The sequence below is a fragment of the Geminicoccus harenae genome (assembly GCF_019800005.1).
Classification (GTDB): domain Bacteria; phylum Pseudomonadota; class Alphaproteobacteria; order Geminicoccales; family Geminicoccaceae; genus Geminicoccus; species Geminicoccus harenae.
Window position 1 is genome coordinate 1 of sequence record NZ_JABGCL010000041.1, and the last position, 19,095, is coordinate 19,095.

At 68.9% G+C, this 19,095-nt stretch carries 17 protein-coding genes and 1 tRNA gene; 5 read left to right on the plus strand and 13 right to left on the minus strand.

Annotation, left to right across the window (positions count from 1 at the left end; genetic code table 11):
- The coding region (locus HLA95_RS23705) for an integrase core domain-containing protein (protein WP_222182689.1) at nucleotides 1-130 on the plus strand (130 nt) is incomplete at its 5' end.
- 65 nt (nucleotides 131-195) lie between these two features.
- On the opposite strand, the gene HLA95_RS23710 is transcribed toward HLA95_RS23705, so the two are convergent.
- The 6 genes from HLA95_RS23710 to HLA95_RS23735 form a co-directional block, all read right to left on the minus strand.
- A tRNA-Lys gene (locus HLA95_RS23710) sits at nucleotides 196-270 on the minus strand.
- A 74-nt stretch (nucleotides 271-344) separates the two neighbouring features.
- On the minus strand, nucleotides 345-1,400 hold the full coding sequence (locus tag HLA95_RS23715) for a Gfo/Idh/MocA family protein (RefSeq protein ID WP_191062387.1): 1,056 nt from the start codon (nucleotides 1,398-1,400) through the stop codon (nucleotides 345-347).
- Nucleotides 1,397-2,590 (minus strand): extracellular solute-binding protein, encoded by a 1,194-nt coding sequence (locus HLA95_RS23720; protein ID WP_222184749.1) that lies wholly within the window; start codon nucleotides 2,588-2,590, stop codon nucleotides 1,397-1,399. The genes HLA95_RS23715 and HLA95_RS23720 overlap by 4 nt, the downstream gene beginning before the upstream one ends.
- Nucleotides 2,587-3,399, minus strand: coding sequence for an IclR family transcriptional regulator (locus tag HLA95_RS23725; protein WP_222184751.1), 813 nt, complete (start codon nucleotides 3,397-3,399; stop codon nucleotides 2,587-2,589). Before HLA95_RS23725 ends, HLA95_RS23720 begins: the two co-directional genes overlap by 4 nt.
- Nucleotides 3,396-3,845 (minus strand): MaoC family dehydratase, encoded by a 450-nt coding sequence (locus HLA95_RS23730; protein WP_191060927.1) that lies wholly within the window; start codon nucleotides 3,843-3,845, stop codon nucleotides 3,396-3,398. The genes HLA95_RS23725 and HLA95_RS23730 overlap by 4 nt, the downstream gene beginning before the upstream one ends.
- Nucleotides 3,846-3,875: 30 nt before the next feature.
- Nucleotides 3,876-4,970 (minus strand): lactonase family protein, encoded by a 1,095-nt coding sequence (locus HLA95_RS23735; protein WP_191060928.1) that lies wholly within the window; start codon nucleotides 4,968-4,970, stop codon nucleotides 3,876-3,878.
- 149 nt (nucleotides 4,971-5,119) lie between these two features.
- Between HLA95_RS23735 and HLA95_RS23740 the strand changes: the two genes are divergently transcribed.
- From HLA95_RS23740 to HLA95_RS23750, 3 genes are all read left to right on the plus strand, one after another.
- The gene (locus HLA95_RS23740; protein ID WP_191060930.1) at nucleotides 5,120-6,280 is read left to right on the plus strand and encodes a CaiB/BaiF CoA transferase family protein; all 1,161 of its coding nucleotides are present in this window, start codon (nucleotides 5,120-5,122) and stop codon (nucleotides 6,278-6,280) included.
- Nucleotides 6,277-7,431: an extracellular solute-binding protein gene (locus HLA95_RS23745; RefSeq protein ID WP_222184755.1), complete on the plus strand. Its 1,155-nt coding sequence runs from the start codon at nucleotides 6,277-6,279 to the stop codon at nucleotides 7,429-7,431. Before HLA95_RS23740 ends, HLA95_RS23745 begins: the two co-directional genes overlap by 4 nt.
- A gap of 210 nt (nucleotides 7,432-7,641) precedes the next feature.
- The gene (locus HLA95_RS23750; RefSeq protein ID WP_223861388.1) at nucleotides 7,642-8,580 is read left to right on the plus strand and encodes a calcium-binding protein; all 939 of its coding nucleotides are present in this window, start codon (nucleotides 7,642-7,644) and stop codon (nucleotides 8,578-8,580) included.
- 640 nt (nucleotides 8,581-9,220) lie between these two features.
- On the opposite strand, the gene HLA95_RS23755 is transcribed toward HLA95_RS23750, so the two are convergent.
- The 7 genes from HLA95_RS23755 to HLA95_RS23785 all read right to left on the minus strand — a co-directional run bounded on the left by HLA95_RS23755 (nucleotide 9,221) and on the right by HLA95_RS23785 (nucleotide 17,742).
- Nucleotides 9,221-11,527, minus strand: a complete 2,307-nt coding sequence (locus HLA95_RS23755; RefSeq protein ID WP_191058184.1) for a glucose/quinate/shikimate family membrane-bound PQQ-dependent dehydrogenase — start codon at nucleotides 11,525-11,527, stop codon at nucleotides 9,221-9,223.
- A gap of 154 nt (nucleotides 11,528-11,681) precedes the next feature.
- Entirely contained in the window at nucleotides 11,682-12,449 is a 768-nt protein-coding gene (locus tag HLA95_RS23760; protein ID WP_191058183.1) for an enoyl-CoA hydratase/isomerase family protein, read from the minus strand.
- A 2-nt stretch (nucleotides 12,450-12,451) separates the two neighbouring features.
- Entirely contained in the window at nucleotides 12,452-13,645 is a 1,194-nt protein-coding gene (locus HLA95_RS23765; protein ID WP_191058182.1) for a CaiB/BaiF CoA transferase family protein, read from the minus strand.
- A gap of 62 nt (nucleotides 13,646-13,707) precedes the next feature.
- On the minus strand, nucleotides 13,708-14,472 hold the full coding sequence (locus tag HLA95_RS23770) for an SDR family NAD(P)-dependent oxidoreductase (RefSeq protein WP_222184758.1): 765 nt from the start codon (nucleotides 14,470-14,472) through the stop codon (nucleotides 13,708-13,710).
- A complete protein-coding gene (locus tag HLA95_RS23775; protein WP_191058181.1) occupies nucleotides 14,469-15,650 on the minus strand; it encodes an aldose 1-epimerase family protein in 1,182 nt (393 codons plus the stop codon). The genes HLA95_RS23770 and HLA95_RS23775 overlap by 4 nt, the downstream gene beginning before the upstream one ends.
- Nucleotides 15,651-15,717: 67 nt before the next feature.
- Nucleotides 15,718-16,632, minus strand: a complete 915-nt coding sequence (locus HLA95_RS23780) for a sugar phosphate isomerase/epimerase family protein (protein ID WP_191058180.1) — start codon at nucleotides 16,630-16,632, stop codon at nucleotides 15,718-15,720.
- A gap of 21 nt (nucleotides 16,633-16,653) precedes the next feature.
- The gene (locus HLA95_RS23785; protein WP_191058179.1) at nucleotides 16,654-17,742 is read right to left on the minus strand and encodes a Gfo/Idh/MocA family protein; all 1,089 of its coding nucleotides are present in this window, start codon (nucleotides 17,740-17,742) and stop codon (nucleotides 16,654-16,656) included.
- Nucleotides 17,743-18,046: 304 nt separating this feature from the next.
- Between HLA95_RS23785 and HLA95_RS23790 the strand changes: the two genes are divergently transcribed.
- On the plus strand, nucleotides 18,047-19,090 hold the full coding sequence (locus tag HLA95_RS23790) for a LacI family DNA-binding transcriptional regulator (protein ID WP_191058178.1): 1,044 nt from the start codon (nucleotides 18,047-18,049) through the stop codon (nucleotides 19,088-19,090).
- The last annotated feature ends 5 nt before the right edge of the window (nucleotides 19,091-19,095 follow it).

The window sequence follows — 19,095 nt, forward strand, 5'->3', positions numbered from 1 at the left end:
ACGGATCATCGATGCTTGGCGGGACGACTACAACGGCCACCGGCCCCACACGAGCCTCGGCGGCCTCACCCCGAACGAGGTCGCAACCCGGTCCAGACAGGACCACGACCAGAACGGGCTCTGGTTATGAACGGGGGCAATCAGGGGGCAAGGTCATGGCAGCTATCCTGTACGGCGTCGAATGGGAGCGGCAACTGGTGGACGCCCAGGGATTCGAACCCTGAACCTAGCGATTAAAAGTCGCTTGCTCTACCGTTGAGCTAGGCGTCCCCGGCCCGGCTGGCTGTCGCGCTTGCACTTAGCGGATCGGTGCCGGCGCGGCAAATGCCTTGCATGCCCGGGCTTCAGTCGCGCGGCACCGGCGTGCCCGGGCTCTCTGCCGCCCGGTAGCAGGCCTCCACCAGCGCCATGGTGTGCCAGGCATCCTCCACCGAGGTGTGCAGCACCGGGTCCTCGCCGGCGGCGAAGCGCTGCAGGTTGGCCATGGGGCCGATGAAGGCGTCGGGGAACCAGCCGGATGCCAGCTTCACCTGCGCCCAGGGGCCGCCCTTGGGTGCCAGCCAGAGCTCGTCCGGCTCGCCCGCGGGATAGTCCAGCAGCACGCCGAGCTTGGCCATGGCCGCCCCGCGGTCGCCCTCGAAGCGGAAGCTCGCGTCCTGGAAGCGCCGGCCGAAATCGTGGTGGTGGTTGATCGACAGGGTGACGCGGCGGTCGTCGCCATAGTCCAGGATGGCGCTGGTCCGGGTCTGGGCCAGCTTCGTGTCGGGGTGGCCCATCGTGCGGGCCAGGACGGCCTGCGGATTGCCCAAAAGCGCCCGGATCAGGTCGAGATAATGGATCGAGTGCGACAGGATCTCGACCCTGGGGTTGGGCAGGAGATGCGGGAACAGCTGCCAGGGCGTCACCAGGTTCAGGTGGCACTCGACATCGATCAGCCGGCCCAGCCGACCCTGCGCCAGGGCGTCGGCCAGGGCCTGCATCATCGCGGTGAAGCGGAGCTGGAAGTTGATAGCGGCGGTGAGGTTCCTCGCACGGCAGGCGGCGCGGATGCGGGTCGCGGCCTGGAGGTCCAGCCCCATGGGCTTTTGCAGGAGCAGGACCGCACGTTGCGGCATCGCCTCGATCAGCTCGGGATGGGCCACCGGCGGGGCGGCCACGTCGAACACCACGCCGGGCGTGGCCAGCGCCTCGTCCAGCGAGCCGTGGACCGTGGCGATGTCCCATTCCGCCGCCAGTGCCTCCGCGCGGGCGCGGTCCAGGTCGTAGAGCCCTGCCACGGTGAAGCCGGCCTTGCGGTAGGCCGGCAGGTGCGCCGCGGCGACGATCCCGCCGCAGCCGATGATCACGATCGGGCGGGGATTGCCTGGGCGGGGGTGCTCCTGGCGGAGGTCGAGCGTCATCGGAGGATGTCCAGGATCAGCTGCTGGGCGCTCGCCAGCAGGTCGCGGCTGGGCGTGGCGGTGGTGGTGGCCTGGCCCAGCATGGCGTCGACCGCCGCGGCGATGGCCGACAGGCGGGGGTGGCGCGGCAGCTCGCGGGCCTGGGCGTGGAGCTCGTCGAGCTTGTGGTAGTAGGGCACGATCCGGTTGACCTCGGGATCGGCCCAGGTCGAGCGGCGCACGCCGATCGCACCCTCCAGCGTGGTGAGCCGGTCCATGCCCGGGCTCGCCAGATGGCGCAGGAAACTCCAGGCCAGCTCCTTCTGCCGCGAGCCCGCCGCGATCGCGAGCACCCAGAACACGTTGAGCGACAGGCTGTGCCCGCTGCCCGAGCAGGGCAGGGGTGCGATGTCGACCAGGCCCTTCACCCGGCTCTTCGCCCAGGTCTCGCCGAGTGCGGCGAAGCCGAACCAGTTGGTCATCAGCGCCACCTCCCCGGCGCAGAACCGCAGGCCGGACTGGACACTGTCCAGCTTCGCACAGTCCGGCGGGGTCGCGCCCCGGTCGGCGGCCAGCATCCGGATGAAGTCCAGCGCCACCTCCGCCTCCGCCGTGACCAGGTCCGGCCGCGCCTCCCCATCGAACGGCTCGCCGCCACGGGTCCAGACATGGACGCAGAAATCGTAGAAGCCGTTATGCCCGTCCGGGAACAGGGCCAGCACCGTGCCGTGGTGGCCGGCCGCCGGGTCGTGCAGCCGCCTGGCCGCTGCGTGGAGCTCCTCCCACGTCCTCGGCACGGCCAGCCCCGCCGCCTCGAGCAGGTCCTTGCGGTAGATCAGGCATTGCGGCCCGTCATGATAGGGCATCCCCCAGAAGCCCCCGGCAAAGCGCTGCAGCCCCAGGAGCGACGGGCTCCAGCCGTCCGGGAAGTCCGGCGGGGGTGCCTGTCGGAGGAAGGGCGACAGGTCGGTGATCAGCCCGGCACCCTGCGCCTCGGCCAGCCAGTCGGTCGCCAGGAAGGTCAGGTCGAAGCTGCCGTCCAGCAGCCGGCCGTCCACGAACAGGGCCTGGTGCATCGGGTTCAGCTCGAGCGCCTCGATCTCCAGCCGGACATCCGTGCCCGTGCCGGTAGCGAAGTCTTCGAACTGCCGGACGATCGCGTTCTCGAAGGCGTCGAACTTGCGGACCGCGATCCTGAGCGTCCCGGTCATGATGGGCTCCCCCTGAGGCCGGCCTCGGTGGCGATCGCCCGGGCCGTTGCTTGCAGTGTCGGCAGCATGGCGTCGAGGTCCGGCCCGTCGCCCTGGCGCAGCGTGGCGATGATCAGCGCCGCCTTGATCGAGGCCATGGGCCCGCCCACCGGCACGCCCAGATCCAGGATGCCGGCAAATCGCTCGCCCTCGGCCCGCTCGTGGCCGCGTTCCCGCAGCGCCGCCAGCCGGTCGATGAAGCCGTCTCGCGCCGCTGCGTCCTGTTCCCGCCATTCCGGCAGCCGGTCCAGCAGGGCGGTGCGCTCGCGCTCGGGCAGATGGGCCAGCATGATCCGCCCGGACGCGGTGCGCAGCGGCGAGTGGCGCGAGCCCACCTCGACCGAGAGGCGCAGCGGCCGGGGGCTTTCCTCCTGGGCCAGCACCAGCACCTGGTCCTGGTGCAGCACGCTCAAGTGACAGGTCTCGCGCACCGTCTCGGCCAGCCGGCGCATCCAGGGCCTAGCCGCCTCCACCAGGCGCTGGTAGGGCGAATGGGTGCGCGACAGCTCGAACAGCTTCAGCGTCAGCGCATAGGCGCCGGATGCCGGATCGCGGCGCAGATAGCCCCGCAGCTCCAGGCAGGTCAGCAGGCGGAAGATCTCGCCCGGCTGGCGGCCCAGCGCCCGAGCGAGCTGCGCCTGGGTGGCCGGCACCGCCAGCTCCGCCAGATATTCCAGCACGTCCAGCGCCTTCTCGACCGCCGGCACCGAGTATTTCGCGCGCCGTTCCTCGGCAGCCATCGTCCCCGCTTCGGCCGGGCGGGCCCTCATGCCGCTGCCTTGCGCTCGACCAAATAGAGATGCTCGCAGACCAGCACCGGCTGGCCCTGCTGGTTGGTGACCTCCAGCGCCTCCACCACGATGCCGTGGCTCGTGCGCCGCGGATGGTCGCGCTTCTCAGTGATCCTGGCTGTGGCGGTGATGGTGTCGCCGATGAAGACCGGGCGGATGAAGCGCAGCCGGTCATAGCCATAGGACATGGCGCGCGGGTTGATCGTGCTGGCGGTGAGCCCCACACCCAGACTGAACACCAGCGTGCCATGGGCGATGCGCTGGCCGAACTCCTGGGTGGCGCACCACTCCGCGTCCATGTGGTGCGGAAAGTGGTCGCCGGTCTGCCCGGCATGGAGGACGATATCGGACTCGGTGACGGTGCGGCCGAAGCTCCGGCGCGCAAAGCCGATCTCGTAGTCCTCGAAATACTGCTCGACGATCATGGCGGCCGGCTCCGTCCGGAAGAATGGGGATCAGGCAGTGATCGCCCGGATGCACATGGGCGTGCCGGTCGCGATCGGCCGGCCGAGATCGGCGAGGCTGCCGTCCGCCGCATCGCGCCGGAACACGGTGATGACGTCGCTGTTCTGGTTCGCGACCAGCAGGTGGTTGCCGGATGGCGTCAGCGCGCAGTTGCGTGGCGTGCGGCCGCCGCAGGGCACGTGGCCCGCCGCGGTGAGCCCGCCATCCTCGCCCACCTCGATGATCGCCACGCTGTCATGGCCGCGGTTCAGCCCGTAGAGGAAGCGCCCGTCCGGCGAGACCTGCAGGTCGGAACTGTCGTTGTGCACGCCCGTGCCGGCCGGCAGGGTCGAGACCGTCGCGATCTCGCTGAGCTGGCCATCCGGCCCCAGCGCCAGGCTGGAAACGGTCGAGCCCAGCTCGTTGATGACGAACACGAAGGGCAGGCTGGGGTGCACCGCCAGATGGCGCGGCCCGGCCCCGGGTGCGGTCGCACAAGTGCCGACCTTCTGGAGCTGGCCGTCCGCGTCCAGCCGGTAGGTGACGACCTGGTCCAGGCCGAGATCGGCCACCAGGATGTTGCCATGCCCGGGCAGCTCGATCGCGCAATGGGCATGCGAGCGCTCCTGCCGCTCCCGGTTCGGCCCGCTGCCGGCATGGGCGACGCTGGCCGTGGCGGGGCCGAGGCTGCCGTCCTCCCGGATCGGCAGGATCGCCACTGACTGGTCCGGCCCGCCTTCGCCCATCGCATAGTTGGCGACCAGGAGCAGCCGGCCGCCGGCGGCCAAGCTGTTGTAGGCGGTGATGCTGCCGAGTGCCGGCTGCATGTTGAGATATTGCAGGCGCGGGCTATCGAGCTCGTAGCGGTAGGCCGAGATCGTGCCTTCCTTGCGGTTGAACACCTCGCTGCTCGCATAGAGCGTGGATCGTGCCGGATCGACCGTGAGGAAGGTCGGGTTGTCGATGTCGTCCGCGGTGCAGAGCAGCTCCGCCGCACCGCTCGCGTCGTCGAACCGGTAGAGCGAGATGCCGGCCCCGTTGGCGCCCTCGAAATAGGGCGCCGGGCGGTTCAGGGAGCCCACGAACAGGTAGGTCGCGCTCGCCATCTTGGTTCTTCTCCTCCGACGCTTCGGCCTCGCCCCGATCTTGCGTCAGTCGCTCATATATGAAAATGATTTTCGCAGAAGAACCACGTCGCCCTGCGACCCCGCCGGGCCGGTGCGCCAGGGATGCCGTCCCCATGACCGAGGATCCGATTCCGGCCGAGAGCGACCTGCCGCTGGCCGGCCTGCTCGTGCTGGACCTCAGCCAGTTCCTGTCCGGGCCCTACTGCTCGCTCCGGCTGATGGACCTGGGCGCACGGGTCATCAAGATCGAGCGGCCGGATGGCGGCGACCTGTGCCGCCGGCTCTACTTGAGCGACACCGAGATCGGCGGCGATTCCACCATCTTCCACGCGATCAACCGCAACAAGGAGAGCCTGGCGCTCGATTTGAAGAACCCGGACGACCTGGCCGCATTGCGCCGACTGTTCCAGGTGGCGGACGTGGTGATCCAGAACTTCCGGCCGGGCGTGATCGCCCGCCTAGGCCTGGACTATGAATCGGCCAGGGCGATCAACCCGCGCCTCGTCTATGCCTCGATCACCGGCTATGGCGAGGAAGGCCCCTGGGTGAAGCTTCCGGGCCAGGACCTGCTGGCCCAGGCGCGCTCCGGCGTGATGTGGCTGAACGGCGACGAGGACCAGGGGCCCGTGCCGTTCGGCCTGGCGATCGCCGACATGCTGGCCGGTGCGGCGGCAGCACAGGGGATCCTCGCGGCCCTGGTCCGGCGCGGCATCAAGGGGCAGGGCAGCCATGTCGAGACCAGCCTCCTGGAAGCCCTGGTCGACTTCCAGTTCGAGGTGCTGACCACCCATCTGAACGATGGCCGCCGCCTGCCGCGCCGCTCCTCGTTCCGCAGCGCCCATGCCTATCTGTCCGCCCCCTATGGCGTCTACCCGACGAAGGACGGCTTCCTCGCCATCGCCATGACGCCGATCCCGAAGCTCGCCGACCTGCTCGGCATCGCCGGGCTCGAGCCCTACCGCCACGACCCGTCCACCTGGTTCACCGCGCGTGACGAGATCAAGGCGATCATCGCCCAGCAGCTCGCGACCGACACGACCGACCATTGGCTGGGCATCCTCCAGCCGGCCGACATCTGGTGCGCCAGGGTCCTGCAATGGCCGGAGCTCCTGGACAGCGAAGGCTTCCAGGCACTCGACATGCTGCAACTGGTCGAGCGCGACGACGGGGTCCGGATCACCACCACCCGCTCGCCGATCCGGGTCGACGGGGCGAGGCCGCCCGTATCGCGTGCAGCACCGCAGATCGGCGAGCAGAGCCAGGCCATTCGCAGGGAGTTCGGGCTGTGAGCGTGACGCTGAAGGGCATGACCTGGAGCCATCCGCGCGGCTACGACCCGATGGTCGCCTGCGCCAGGCTCTGGCGGGAGAAGACCGGGGTCGAGATCACCTGGGACAAGCGCTCGCTCCAGGACTTCGAGTCCTTCCCGGTGGACGAGCTGGCCCGGGCCTACGACCTGATCGTGATCGACCATCCCCATGTCGGCCAGGTCACCGCCGAGGGCTGCCTCCTCCCGCTCGACGTGCCGGGTCGGGAGGCGGAGCGCGAGGCCCTGGCAAAAGCGAGCGTCGGCCCCTCCTATCGCAGCTATGACTGGCAGGGCCGCCAGTGGGCCTTCCCGATCGACGCCGCCACCCAGGTCCAGGCCTGGCGCCCGGACCTCTTGCCCGCAGCACCGGCCAGGCTCGACGAGGTGATGGCGCTGGCGCGCGCCGGCAAGGTGCTGATCCCGCTGCGCGCGCCCCACGCGCTGATGACCTTCGACACGCTGGCCGCCAATCTCGGCCGCCCTTGTGCCACCGAGCCCGGCGACCTGATCGACCCCGCCACGGGCACGGAGGTCTACCGGCTGATGCAGGAACTCGCCTCCCTGGTCGATCCCGCCTGCTTCGCCATGGACCCGATCGCCGCTTCCGAGCGCATGGCCGAGGCCGGCTCGCCCGTCGCCTGCATCCCCTACACCTACGGCTATGTCAGCTATGCGCTGGACGGCTTCCGCCCGAACCGGCTGGCCTTCGCCGACATCCCGGCAGCCGGCACGTCCGGCCCGGTCGGCGCCACGCTGGGCGGCACCGGCATCGCCGTCTCGGCCCGCACGCAGCACCCCGAGGCGGCGATCGACTTCGCCTACTGGATCGCCAGCGCCGAAATCCAGCGCGGCCCTTACGCCGCCGCCGGTGGCCAGCCCGGCCATGCCCTGGCCTGGGAGGACCCGGAGGTGAACCGCCCGGTGGGCAACTTCTACCGGAACACCCGCGCCACCCTGGAAGCCTCCTATCTGCGCCCGCGCCACGACGGCTACATGCCCTTCCAGGCGGAAGCGTCCGAGCGCCTCAGCCAGGGGCTGCAGCAGGGCGAGGGAGCCGACACGGTGCTGGCCGACCTGAACCGGATGTTCCAGGCCAGCTTCCGGTCGACGGAGAACGGCTCAGCCTGCTGACCTGCCCTGGCCACCGGCCTGCCGAAACCCCGGCAGCCGGTTGGTCGTCCCATACAGTAACGTGAGAAACCGGGCGCCCGTGCGAGCTGAAGCGGTCGCGACCGCCGACAGGGCGAGGGACGGTGGATCATGAACTTTACGTAACCTTAGTTTCGCACCATCCATCCCACAGCAGGTTCTGTGGGCACCTGCGGCAACAGGGTGGGAAGCATGCGAATCGTAGGGACGCCTCTGCCGGATATGCTCATCGGCAGCGAGGAGGCGGACTTCATCAATGGCGCCGGAGGGGACGACCGGATATTCGGCGGTGCCGGCCGCGACTTCCTGTATGGCGGGCTCGGCAACGATACCAGCAAGGGCGGCGCCGGCGACGACTACATTTCCGGCGGCGGAGGCGACGACATCCTGATCGGCAACGAAGGCGCCGACCGCATCCATGGCGGCCTGGGTAATGACACCATCCAGGGCGGCCTCGGCGACGACATTCTCTTCGGCAACGCGGGGCATGACCGGATCGACGGCGCTTCCGGCCAGAACCGGATCTACGGCGGCGACGGCAACGACCGCATCACCGGGTCTGGCGAGATCCGTGGTGGCGCCGGGCACGACGTCGTGTCCGTCGGGAACAACGAGGGCTCGATCATCTTCGGCGACGCCGGCAATGACATCCTGAGCGGTGGGGGCGGCAACGACGTCATCCGCGGTGGCGACGGCAATGACGGCCTCAACGGCAGGGCTGGCAACGACATCCTGTTCGGCGGGGCCGGCGATGACGGCTTCTTCGCGCTCGACAGCATCGGCAGCGACGACATCCTGGTCGGCGGGCCCGGTACCGACGTCTGCAGCTTCTCGATCAACGGCGCGTCCGATCCAGAGGGCATGCGCCTCGGGGACGTGCTGATCGTCGACAGCCCGGAGGGGATGATCATCTTCGTCACCCGCGGCACCGAGGATTTCGACAGCAACGGCGACGGCATCATCAGCGACCTCGATGACCGGGCGTCGATCGTGAACGCCACCTACGAGGGCCGGACGGCAGCCTCGCTGCAGCTCCAGATCGACCTCGGCAACGGCTTCAATGGCACTGCCACGCTGTTCGGCACCACGGCCTTCTCGGCGAACCTGATCCAGGTCAGCGAATCCGGATAGTGCGGTTGCGGCCGGCTTGGCCCTTCCGTGCCCGGCACCGAAGCGGCTCGCTCAGCGCGACCCGACGATGCCGCAGTGATGGCAGACGACGTGCCGGATGCCGATCCACATCTGCTCCAGCCGAACCGCATGGCGTTGGCGCCTCGGGGTCAGGTGCGGCGACCATTTCCTCCAGCCCACCCTTTATGCGATGATGGCAGGCTGGTTGGCCCGTCGCCGCCTCGGCGGACGATCCGGCTTTCGCTCGTGTGAATCTGCACGAACGAGCCCGAGAAGCGGGGATTCGCCAAGGCAGCAGAATCTATCGGCGGATGCGATGCCGGCCCGGCCGAGCCGCGCACTTCCGCCGTAACACCGGCTGGTGCTTCTCCCTGAACGCCGCACGGCCCTCGGCAGCGTCGGGGCGAGGGAGCCGGGTCGGTGCTGGCCGACCTGAACCGGATGTTCCGGGCGGCATGAACCATTTCCCCGGCAAGGGGTTCCATGCGATGATCGGCGCTTGTTCCGTCGCCGACCGGTCGTGGCCCTGCCGGGTTTGCAAAGAAGGCGAATCTGCACGAACGAACCCGAGCAGCCCAGGAGGCTCAAGCACTTAGGCTTCTTTCGACAACCCGTTCGTGTCGGCTGGCCGCACCCGGCTTCAGGTTCCCGGCAGCGCGTAGGCGATCACATGGTCGCCGATATCCGTGCCGATCGAGCCATGGCCGCCCGCCACCTGGACCACGAACTGGCGGTCGCCCACCGTGTAGGTCATCGGCGTCGCCTGGCCGCCCGCCGGCAGCCGCGCCTGCCAGAGCTGCTCGCCGGTGGTCAGGTCATAGGCGCGCAGATAGTTGTCGACCGCAGCCGCCAGGAAGGCGACGCCGCCGGCGGTGATGATCGGGCCGCCGATGCCGGGCACGCCCAGCTCCAGCGGGATCGGCACCGGGGCCATGTCCTGGATCGTCCCGTTCTTGTGGTGCCAGGCGATCTCGCCGGTGCGCAGGTCCGCACCCGCCACATAGCCCCAGGGGGGCGCCTGGCAGGGCAGGCCCAGCGGCGACAGGAAGGGCTGCATGATCACGCCATACTCGCCCCCCTCGTTGAGGTTGAGCCCCGCCTCGCCGGTATTGACCTTCTCGTCCGGGCCGATCTGGTCGCTCGGGATCAGTGTGGAAGTGAAGGCCAGGTAGGTCGGCATGCCGAACATCACCTGCCGCACCGGATCGACCGCGACGGAACCCCAGTTGAAGGTGCCGAAATTGCCGGGATAGACGATCGTGCCCTCCAGGGACGGCGGGGTGTAGCGGCCCTCGTAGCGCAGCGAGCGGAACCGGAGGCGGCAGGCGAGCTGGTCGAACAGGCTCACCCCCCACATGTCGGCTTCCTCCAGCGGATCGGGCATGAAGCTCAGCGCCGAGACCGGCTGGGTGGGGGCGGTGAATTCCCCTTCGATGGCGCCGCCGGGTGCCGGCACCTCGCGGACCGGCAGGATCGGCTCGCCGCTGCGCCGGTCCAGCACGTAGATGTCGCCCTGCTTGGTGGGACCCACCAGGGCCGGCACGATCCCGTCCGATGTGGCGATGTCCAGGAGCGACGGCTGTGCCGGCACGTCCATGTCCCACAGATCGTGATGCACGGTCTGGCGCACCCAGCGCACCTGGCCGGTCCGGAGGTCCAGCGCGGTGATCGACGAGGAGAAGCGCTCCACTGCCTCGCTGCGGCCCTTGCCGAGCTGGTCCGGCGTGCGGTTGCCGAGCGGGACATAGACCATCCCCAGCTCCTCGTCGGCGCTGAACACCGACCAGCTGTTCGGCGAGTTCTCCGTATAGGTCTCGCCGGGCCCGAGTGGCTTGGTCCGGTCCGGATTGCCGGAGTCCCAGTTCCAGATCAGGGCGCCGCTGTCGACGTCGTAGGCACGGATCACGCCGGACGGCGCCTCGACCGCATAGTTGTCGTTGACCGCACCGCCCACGACGATCAGCCCGGCGGCCACCACCGGCGGCGAGGTCGAGTAGTAGAAGCCGCTCTTCTGGTGGGGCATGTTGGCCCAGAGGTTCACCGTCCCGTTCTCGCCGAAGCCCGGGCAGACCTCGCCGGTCATCGCGTCCAGCGCGATCAGCCTTGCGTCGGCGGTCGGCAGGAACACCCGTGTGGCGCAGGCCTGCCCGGCCAGCGCCGGATCGGCATGGTAGGACACGCCGCGGCAGGTCTGGTGCTGCCGGTCCTGCTCCTCCGGGATCTGCGGGTCGAACCGCCACCGCTCCTCGCCGGTCGCGGCGTCGAGGGCGATGGCCAGGTTGTGGGGCGTGCAGAGATAGAGGAGGTCGCCCACCTTCAGCGGCGTCACCTGGTAGGTCGTCTCGGTCACGTCGGTAGGCCGCATCATGTCGCCCGTGCGGTAGGTCCAGGCGACCTCCAGCTGGCCGACATTGGCAGTATCGATCTGGTCGAGCGGCGAGTAGCGCTGGCCATGCAGGGTGCGCCCGTAGTGGTGCCACTCGCCCGGCGGGACCGGGCTCTCCGCGGCCGCCGGCGTCACCGGATCGCTCGGGAGCCGGCCCGGCATGTCATGGGGATCGTGCAGCAGCGAGGCGCCGGCAACGCCGACCGAGACCAGGACGGCCAGTGCCAGGGCGCTGCGGCCGAGGTCCCAGCCCGAGCGCTGACCGACTGCCCAGGGGGTGAGCAGCCAGAGGCCGAGCAGGACCACGACGCCGCCGCGCGTGCCGAGCGGCCACCAGTCCAGCCCGACCTCCCACAAGGCCCAGCCGAGCGTGCCCAGGATGATGCCGGCATAGACCAGCCGCGCGCCCTGACGGCGGCGGAACACCAGGATGGCGGCGGCAGCAAACGCGATCCCGGCGATCAGATAATACCAGCTGCCACCCAGCGCGATCAGCCAGCCGCCGCCGATCCCGAGGAACAGAGCGATCAGGAAGAGCAGCACGGAAGTCGCCGTCGGCATCGCCAGGTCCCGTTGCGGTTGGCCGGACAGGCCGACGCGTCAGCAGCGGCAGCCTGCCCTCCTAGCCGATGCCGGCCCGGCGGGTTCCGCGACCGTCATCTGTACGGGAGCGTGTGACCGGGGACAGGTCGCTGCTCCCCCGGCCACGCCTCCGTCACTTCCGGCGGAACACCGGCTGCCGCTTCTCCTTGAACGCCGCACGGCCCTCGGCGGCGTCCGCCGTGGCAAAGCAGATGGTCTGAAGGTCGCGCTCGTACTCGATGGCCTTCTCCAGCGGCATGGTGAAGGCGGCGCGCAGGTTGAGCTTGGCGGTCTCCGCCGCGATCGGCGCCCGGCTGGCGATCGTGGTGCCGATCTCCTTGGCCCGGTCGAGCAGCCGGTCTGGCGCGGTGATCTCGCTGATCAGGCCCCAGGCATGGGCCTGGCCGGCCGGGATCGGGTCGCCGGTCATGATCATCATGGCGGCATTGGACGGGCCGATCGAATGGGCGAGGAAGGCGGCCACGCCGCCGCCGCCGATCCAGCCGAGCTTGATCTCGGGTGCGGCGAACTGCGCGGTCTCGGCGGCGATCCGGATGTCGCAGGAAAGGGCAGTCTCCAGCCCGCCGCCGAACGCATAGCCGTTCACCGCGGCGATCGAGGGCTTCAGGAGGTGGCGGATCGCGTCGCAATAGTCCGGCCGGTTGCGGAACTGCCAGGGGGTCTCGTAGCTGTCGAGTTCCGCGATGTCCGAGCCGGCGCAGAACGCCTTGCCGGAACCGGTCACGATCACGCAGCGGATCGTGTCGCTCCGGTTGCATTCCTCGACCGCCGCCACGATCGCATCCGCCATGGCCGGGGTGACCGCGTTCAGCTTGTTCGGGCGGTTCAGGGTGATGACGGCCAGGTGGCCGTCGATCTCGAAGCGGACGTCCTCGCTCATGGTCAGACCTGCTCCTCGCCGACGATACCCTTGGCCAGGAACTCGTCGATCCTGGCTTCGTCCAGGCCCATCTCCTTCAGCACGTCACGGGTATGCTGGCCGGTCACGGGTGCCCCGCGCTCGACGACGGACGGGGTCTTGGAGAAGCGGATCGCGAAGCCCGGCGTCTTCACGTGCCCTTCAGTCGGGTGGTCGTATTCGACGAAGGTGCCGTTGTGCCGGATCTGCTCGTCCTCGACCAGGTCGGCATAGCCATAGACCGGGCCACACCAGATGTCGGCCTGACGCAGCGCTGCCAGCCACTCGGCCGAGGTCTTCGTCTTCAGCCGTTCGCGGGTCTTGGCGAAGATCTCGTCGCGCCGGGTCCAGGTGTCGGTCTCGTCGTCCATCTCGAGGAAAGACGGCTCGCCGATCACCTCGCCCAGCGTGCGCAGCTTGGGGAAGGCCACGATGATGAAGCCGTCCGAGGTCGCGAAGGCACCGTAGGGTGCCCGGATATAGACATGGGCGTGCGGCTCGGCCGAGCGCTGCTGCGGCTTGCCGGCCACCGTGAACACGGACAGTTCCTGCATCTGGATCGTGGTGATCGAATCCAGCATGTTGACCTGGACGAGCTGGCCCTCGCCGGTGCGCTCGCGATGGAGCAAGGCGGCCAAGGCGCCCTCGAAGGCGTTGTAGGCGGTGATCGCATCCACCAGGTACTGGCCGGCCGGCGTGGGCGGCTCGCCCTCGCGACCGGCGGACAGCATCGCGCCCGACATGCCCTGCAGCACCAGATCCTGGCCCGGCCGGTTCAGATAGGGGCCGTCCTCGCCATAGCCCGAGATCGAGACATAGACGAGGCGCGGGTTGATCGCCGCCAGGCTCGCATAGTCCACGCCCAGCCGCTTCGCCACGCCCGGCCGGTAGTTCTGCAGGAACACGTCGGACTGCTTGACCAGGTCCAGGAGCAGGGCCTTGCCGTCCGGCGACTTCAGGTCCACCGCCAGCGAGCGCTTGTTGCGGTTGAGCGAGAGGAACGAGACGTTCACGCGGTTGCCGCGCGCCCCGCCGGCCGCGACATGGCGCTGCCACTCGCCGGTGACCGGCTCGACCTTGATGACGTCGGCGCCGAGATCGCCCAGGCGCTGGGCGGCGAACGGCCCGGCCATGGCGATGGAGCAGTCGAGGACGCGGTAGCCGGAAAGGATGCCCATGGGATCAGCTGGCCTTGCAGGGAGAAGGGGGCGGGGAAGGGCCGAGGGAAGGATCGGGGCGGCTAGTCCATCCACCAGCCGCCATCGACGTTCAGGGTCTGGCCGGTGATGAACCCGGCCTCCTCGGAGGCCAGGAACAGGAGCGCATTGGCGATGTCGCGTGGATGGCCGCGCCGCTTGATCGCCTGGCGCTCCAGGACGAAGCGGTTGTAGCCCTCCGGGTCCGGATGGATCTTCTCGGCATCGGTCGGAAAGGCGCCGGGGGCAATGGCGTTGGCGGTGATGCCATAGGGCCCGAACTCGCGCGCCCAGGCGCGGGCCAGCCCCACCAGGGCCGCCTTGGACTGGACATAGGGTGCCAAGTTCGGCCAGCCGCCGGACAGGGTCACGCTCGCGATGTTGATGATCCGGCCGAAACCCTGCTCGCGCATGTGCCGCAGCGCCACCTGCACGCAGACGATCCCGGCATCGACATTGACCCGCTGGACCGCCTGGAACTCCTCGATCGTGAAGTCCTCGAACGGCTTGGCGGGGTAGATCGCCGCGTTGTTGATGACGATGTCGAACCCGCCGACCTCGGCCGCGGTGGCACCCAGCCCGTCCCGCAGGCCCTGGAGGTCGGACAGGTCGTAGCGCCGGACCAGGAGCCGGCCATGCCCGGCCTCGGCGGCGGCCGCTTCCAGCCGCGCCACCTTGGCGGGGTCGTTGTCGACCGCCACCACCCGGGCACCGGCCTCCAGGAAGGCCAGGCTGGTCTCGATGCCGAGGCCGCCGGCAGCACCGGTGTAAAGGACGGTGCGGCCGGCCACCGTGAGCTGGCCGGTCACGGCCGGCCCCGCAGCGGGCGGTGCTGGTTGGACGGTTCCGGATAGTCCTCGTCCGGCTGCTTGGCGAGGTCGGTGATCCGCCGCTCGGCCGCCGCGATCGCGTCCTGGCCGTCCAGGATCCGGAAGGTGGAGTCGTAGGCGCGCTCGTCGCCATGCTCCAGCCAGATCAGCTCGCCATGCTCGCGCGCATAGACATGGCCCAGCACATGGTTGGTCGACGGCTCCAGGCCCAGCGCATACTGGCCGGCCTGCAGGTTCTGCCACTCGAACATGCAGGGGAACTGGTCCTTGCGGACTTCGACCTCGAAGCCCAGGCCCAGCGCGTCGTTGACCAGCGCCACCGAGCTCTGCCCGGCACCGGTGGCCGCCAGCTCGTGCTGCCAGACCTGCTCGTGGAAGTTCGCCTGCGGAGCGGGCATGGTCCGGTAGCCCACGCCCTGCTTGCGATAGGCCTCACCGGCATGGCCCGCCCACACCACGTCGGTGATCGGCGCCAGGTAGCGCGACCCTTCCGCCAGCACCGGATGCCCCACATTGATGTGGTAGCAGTACATATGCGGGGTCCGGTAGAAGCCGTGGTTGACCACCCGGTCGTGCAGGTGGATCTCGTTGGTGCCGACCTTGACCTCGATGCGGCGGACCAGATGGAGGTCCTCGCCGAACACCGCCGCCTGCTGAACGATCCCCTCGCACCACAGCCAGCACTCGTCGTCGTCCCAGCGCTCGCCATAGCCGGTGAGCCTGGCCGGGATAGTGGACACCCGGCCATGGATGGAATGGCTCACTGTCTTGCGCGGGCCGTAGACGAAGTGGCCAGCCGGCTCCTCGTCCATGAACAGGATGTGGTCCAGGCCGCAGGTCACCAGCAGGCCGGAAAAGGAGCGCAGCCAGGCGAGCCCGCCTTCGCCCTCGTACTCATGGAGGCCCGGGTGGCGGAAGCCCGCCGGCGAGTGCCAGCCGATCGCCTTGCCGTTGAGCTCGCAGTCGGCGATGTCGAGTGCCCGGTCGACCAGCACGGTGAAGCGCAGCCCGGTGCCGGTGCGGAACTCCAGCATGCGGATGCCGCGCTCCACCCCGTCGCCCAGCGTCATCAGCCGCACCCCGGCGAACTGGCCGAGCGAGCCGGCATGGGCGGCCACATCCCGCCGCGACATCGTCCGCCCGTACAACGCTACCATGCTGTCCCTCGCTATCCTGCTATCCGGCTACCTTGTCATGGCCGGGCTTGACCCGGCGGGAAGAAACCTAGAGCCCCAACGCCCGAAGCTTGCCGTCCAGGAACTTCTTGGCGCGCGGCACGTCGTCCTCGCTCAGATGCTCGATGATCATCGGGATGTTCGGGTGCTTCTGGGCGAGGCGCTTGAGGTAGAGGTCGTAGTTGAGCGAGCCCAGGCCGGGGGCCGGCAGCTCGATCTCGCCCACGCCGCGGAAGGTGTGTGACTCCAGGGCGTCCTCGTCACCGATATCGGCATGCTTTTCCGACTTGTCGTCGCCCGAGCGCTTCACGTCCTTGGCATGGCCGATCCTGATCTTGTCCGACAGCGTGTCGAACACCTGGTTCAGGATCCTGTCCATATCGTCGATATTGTGCGTTTCGAAATAGTTGGTCGGGTCCATCAGCAGGCCCAGGCCCGGATGGTCGACCGTGGCGAACATCCGCACCGTCTCCTCGACCGAGCCCACCACGTTGTTGACGTAGGTCTCGAGCAGGAACACCGCACCGTGGTCATAGGCGTGCTGGGCCAGGTCCTTGATCACCTTCGCGCAGGTCTCGAAGCCTTCTTCGGTCTTGTTCTTCGGGTCGTGCACCCAGTCGCTCTCGGTATTGTAGGTGCCCGTCTCCGAGATGACGTAGGGCGTGCCCAGATACTGCGCGTGGCGGATGATCTCCTTGAGATAGCCTACCCGACGCTCGCGCTCGCCCGGATCCGGATGGATGATGTTGGTGTAGCCGGAGATGCAGGAGATCGGCAGGTGATGGTCGCGGAAGGTCTCGCGGATCCGGACGCACTTCTCTTTGGTGATCTGGCCGGCGGACAGGTCCATGTCCTTGAAGTGCAGATCGAGCTGGACCGTGTTGAAGTCCAGTGCCCGGATCTTCTTCGCGGTCTCCTCCAGCTCGTAAGGAAAGTAGCCGGTGAAAATGCCGGTCTGCATCATGGTGTTAATCCTCCCTGAAGTTCAGATTTCGATCTCGTCCAGCCGCACGGCGCGGTGCTCGTCGATGGAGCGGTAGCCGGCCTCGACCAGCGCCATGGTCTTCACGTTGTCGGCGACCGAGAGGGCAGGGGCGCTGCCGGTCTCGATCGCGTGCTGCAACTGCTCCATCACGCCGATGAAGGCATGGGGGAACCAGTGGGTTTCCCAGCTGGGCTCGACCCACTTGCCGCCGGTGGCGGTTTTGGACGCGTAGCGCAGCGTGGAGGGCTGGCCGTGCGGCCAGCCGATCGTGCCCTGGGCCACGCCGTCCGTGCCTTCGACCCGCCACTTGATGTAGATGTCGCTGTCGAACCCTTCCTCGCGCGGCCCGGACCAGACGTCCTCCATCGACAGCGCGATCACGCCGGAGGGGAACTTCAGGGTCGAGATCGTGATGCCGTCCTGGTGCGGGAACCCGGTGCGCGGATCCTGGCGGGCGGCCGTGTAGATCTCGCTCGGGTCGCCGAACAGGAAGCGCAGCACGTCCAGATGGTGCACGCTCATGTTGGACAGGGTCAGCCGATCATAGCCTGCGAGGAAGGTCTGCCAGTGCGGGATCGCCCGCATCTCGATGGTCGCGATCACCGGCTGGCCGAGCTCGCCCCGGTCCAGGATCTGCTTGAGGACGCGCATCGACTGGTCGTAGCGCATGTTCTGGTTGACCGAGAGGACCTTGCCGGCTGCGGCCGCCTCGTCGCGCAGGGCCCGGGCCTCGTCGAGCGACAGGGCCAGCGGCTTCTGCGCCAGGATGCCCTTGATTTGCGGCTGTTGCAGGGCCAGGCGGATCAGCCTGGGCTGCTGGTCGGGCGGGAAGGCCAGGTCGAGGATCTCGACAGCCGGGTCGGCGATCAGTTCCTCCGGGGTCGCGTGGACCTTGGGGATGTCCCAGCGCTCCGCCACCTTCTGCGCGTTGCCGAGCGTGCGTGACGCGATCGCACCCACCCGGAAGCCGGCCTCGCGATAGGCCGCCAGATGGCACTCGGCCATGATCATCCCGGCGCCGACCGCGCCGATCGTGAACCCGCGGCTGCGCACGGTGACGTCCGGCGCGAACCCCATGCTCCCGTTCATCCCTGCCTCCCTGTGCGGGCCGCCGCAAAACGCGACCCGGAGCCGAGCGTCTCATACGCACCCTTCACATCGAGCGAAATGATGAAGCCGGCAGCCAATGTCAATCAGAATGACGCAAACACGATCATGACGCATCGAATGAGGTGGGATGAGGCTCCGCTACGCTGTGGGTACACCTGTCACCATGGCTAGCGTAGCGCCGAATGATGTGTTTTGATGTCTTCCATCAACGCGGGTCCATGCGTGGCGGGAGAGTTCCGGAATGGTCGTTTTCATCGTCGTCCAGGGCGGCTGAGCAGCCTCCATGTCCAGCAGCCTGCGGGTCGCCAGTGCGACCCTCGCCGACGTGGCCCGCGAGGCCGGGGTTTCCACCGCCACCGTCGATCGGGTGCTCAATGGCCGCGCAGGCGTGCGCGAACGCACCCGGGTGCGGGTCATGGGGGCGGCCGAGCGGCTGGGCTATCTCGGCGATGGCGGCACCACGGCTGTCACGCCCGATGTCGGCAGCGTCCAGCTCGACTTCGTCCTGCCCGGCGGCCCCAACACCTTCATCGCCAACCTCGCCACGCTGATCGAGGCCGATGCCGCGGGCCGGGCCGGGGTGCGGGCGCGGCTGCACCGGATCGACGGCTTCGATCCCGAGGCACTGGCCGCCAGGCTGGAGGAACTGGCCGACAGCAGCCAGGGCGTGGGCCTGATCGGCCTGGACCACCCGGTGGTGCGCGAGGCGGTGCGGTCCCTGGGTACGGCAGGGGTGCCGGTGGTGACGCTGGTGTCGGACATCAGCCATGTGCCACGGGCAGGCTATGTCGGGATCGACAACCGGGCGGCCGGGCGGCTGGCCGGCTACCTGCTGGCGCGGCTCCATGGCAGCCGGCCGGGCCGGGTGGCCCTGTTCGCCGGCTCGCTCGCCTATCGCGGCCATGAGGAGCGGGAGATGGGCTTTCGCCACGTCCTGGCCGAGGAGTTCCCAGGCATCGAGATCGTGGCGCGCACGGAAAGCCGGGATGATTTCGAGCGGACCTACGAGGAGGCGCGGGACCTGCTGGCCCGAACGCCCGATCTAGCCGGCATCTACAATATCGGGGCCGGCAACCGCGGGATCGCGCGGGCGCTCGAGGAAGCGGGGCGGGCACGCTCGGTGCTGTTCATCGGCCACGAGGTCACCCTGCACACCAGGCGGTTCCTCCTGTCGGGCGCGATGGACGCGGCGATCGACCAGAACCCACGGGTCGAGGCGCGTGAGGCGGTCCAGCGCCTGCTGGCCGCGGCCGCGGGCGACCTCGCCTTTAGGAGCTACATGGTGCGGATGCAGGCGGTGTTCCGCGAGAACATCCCCGACCATTGAGGGGG

What these genes read in the sequence shown, in the direction of transcription:
- HLA95_RS23715 (WP_191062387.1), bottom strand. Translation starts at nt 1,400, where the DNA reads ATGACGCTCGACCTCCGCCAGGAGCACCCCCGCCCAGGCAATCCCCGC.
- HLA95_RS23720 (WP_222184749.1), bottom strand. Translation starts at nt 2,590, where the DNA reads ATGACCGGGACGCTCAGGATCGCGGTCCGCAAGTTCGACGCCTTCGAG.
- HLA95_RS23725 (WP_222184751.1), bottom strand. Translation starts at nt 3,399, where the DNA reads ATGAGGGCCCGCCCGGCCGAAGCGGGGACGATGGCTGCCGAGGAACGG.
- HLA95_RS23730 (WP_191060927.1), bottom strand. Translation starts at nt 3,845, where the DNA reads ATGATCGTCGAGCAGTATTTCGAGGACTACGAGATCGGCTTTGCGCGC.
- HLA95_RS23735 (WP_191060928.1), bottom strand. Translation starts at nt 4,970, where the DNA reads ATGGCGAGCGCGACCTACCTGTTCGTGGGCTCCCTGAACCGCCCGGCG.
- HLA95_RS23750 (WP_223861388.1), top strand. Translation starts at nt 7,642, where the DNA reads ATGCGAATCGTAGGGACGCCTCTGCCGGATATGCTCATCGGCAGCGAG.
- HLA95_RS23755 (WP_191058184.1), bottom strand. Translation starts at nt 11,527, where the DNA reads ATGCCGACGGCGACTTCCGTGCTGCTCTTCCTGATCGCTCTGTTCCTC.
- HLA95_RS23760 (WP_191058183.1), bottom strand. Translation starts at nt 12,449, where the DNA reads ATGAGCGAGGACGTCCGCTTCGAGATCGACGGCCACCTGGCCGTCATC.
- HLA95_RS23765 (WP_191058182.1), bottom strand. Translation starts at nt 13,645, where the DNA reads ATGGGCATCCTTTCCGGCTACCGCGTCCTCGACTGCTCCATCGCCATG.
- HLA95_RS23775 (WP_191058181.1), bottom strand. Translation starts at nt 15,650, where the DNA reads ATGGTAGCGTTGTACGGGCGGACGATGTCGCGGCGGGATGTGGCCGCC.
- HLA95_RS23780 (WP_191058180.1), bottom strand. Translation starts at nt 16,632, where the DNA reads ATGATGCAGACCGGCATTTTCACCGGCTACTTTCCTTACGAGCTGGAG.
- HLA95_RS23785 (WP_191058179.1), bottom strand. Translation starts at nt 17,742, where the DNA reads ATGAACGGGAGCATGGGGTTCGCGCCGGACGTCACCGTGCGCAGCCGC.
- HLA95_RS23790 (WP_191058178.1), top strand. Translation starts at nt 18,047, where the DNA reads ATGTCCAGCAGCCTGCGGGTCGCCAGTGCGACCCTCGCCGACGTGGCC.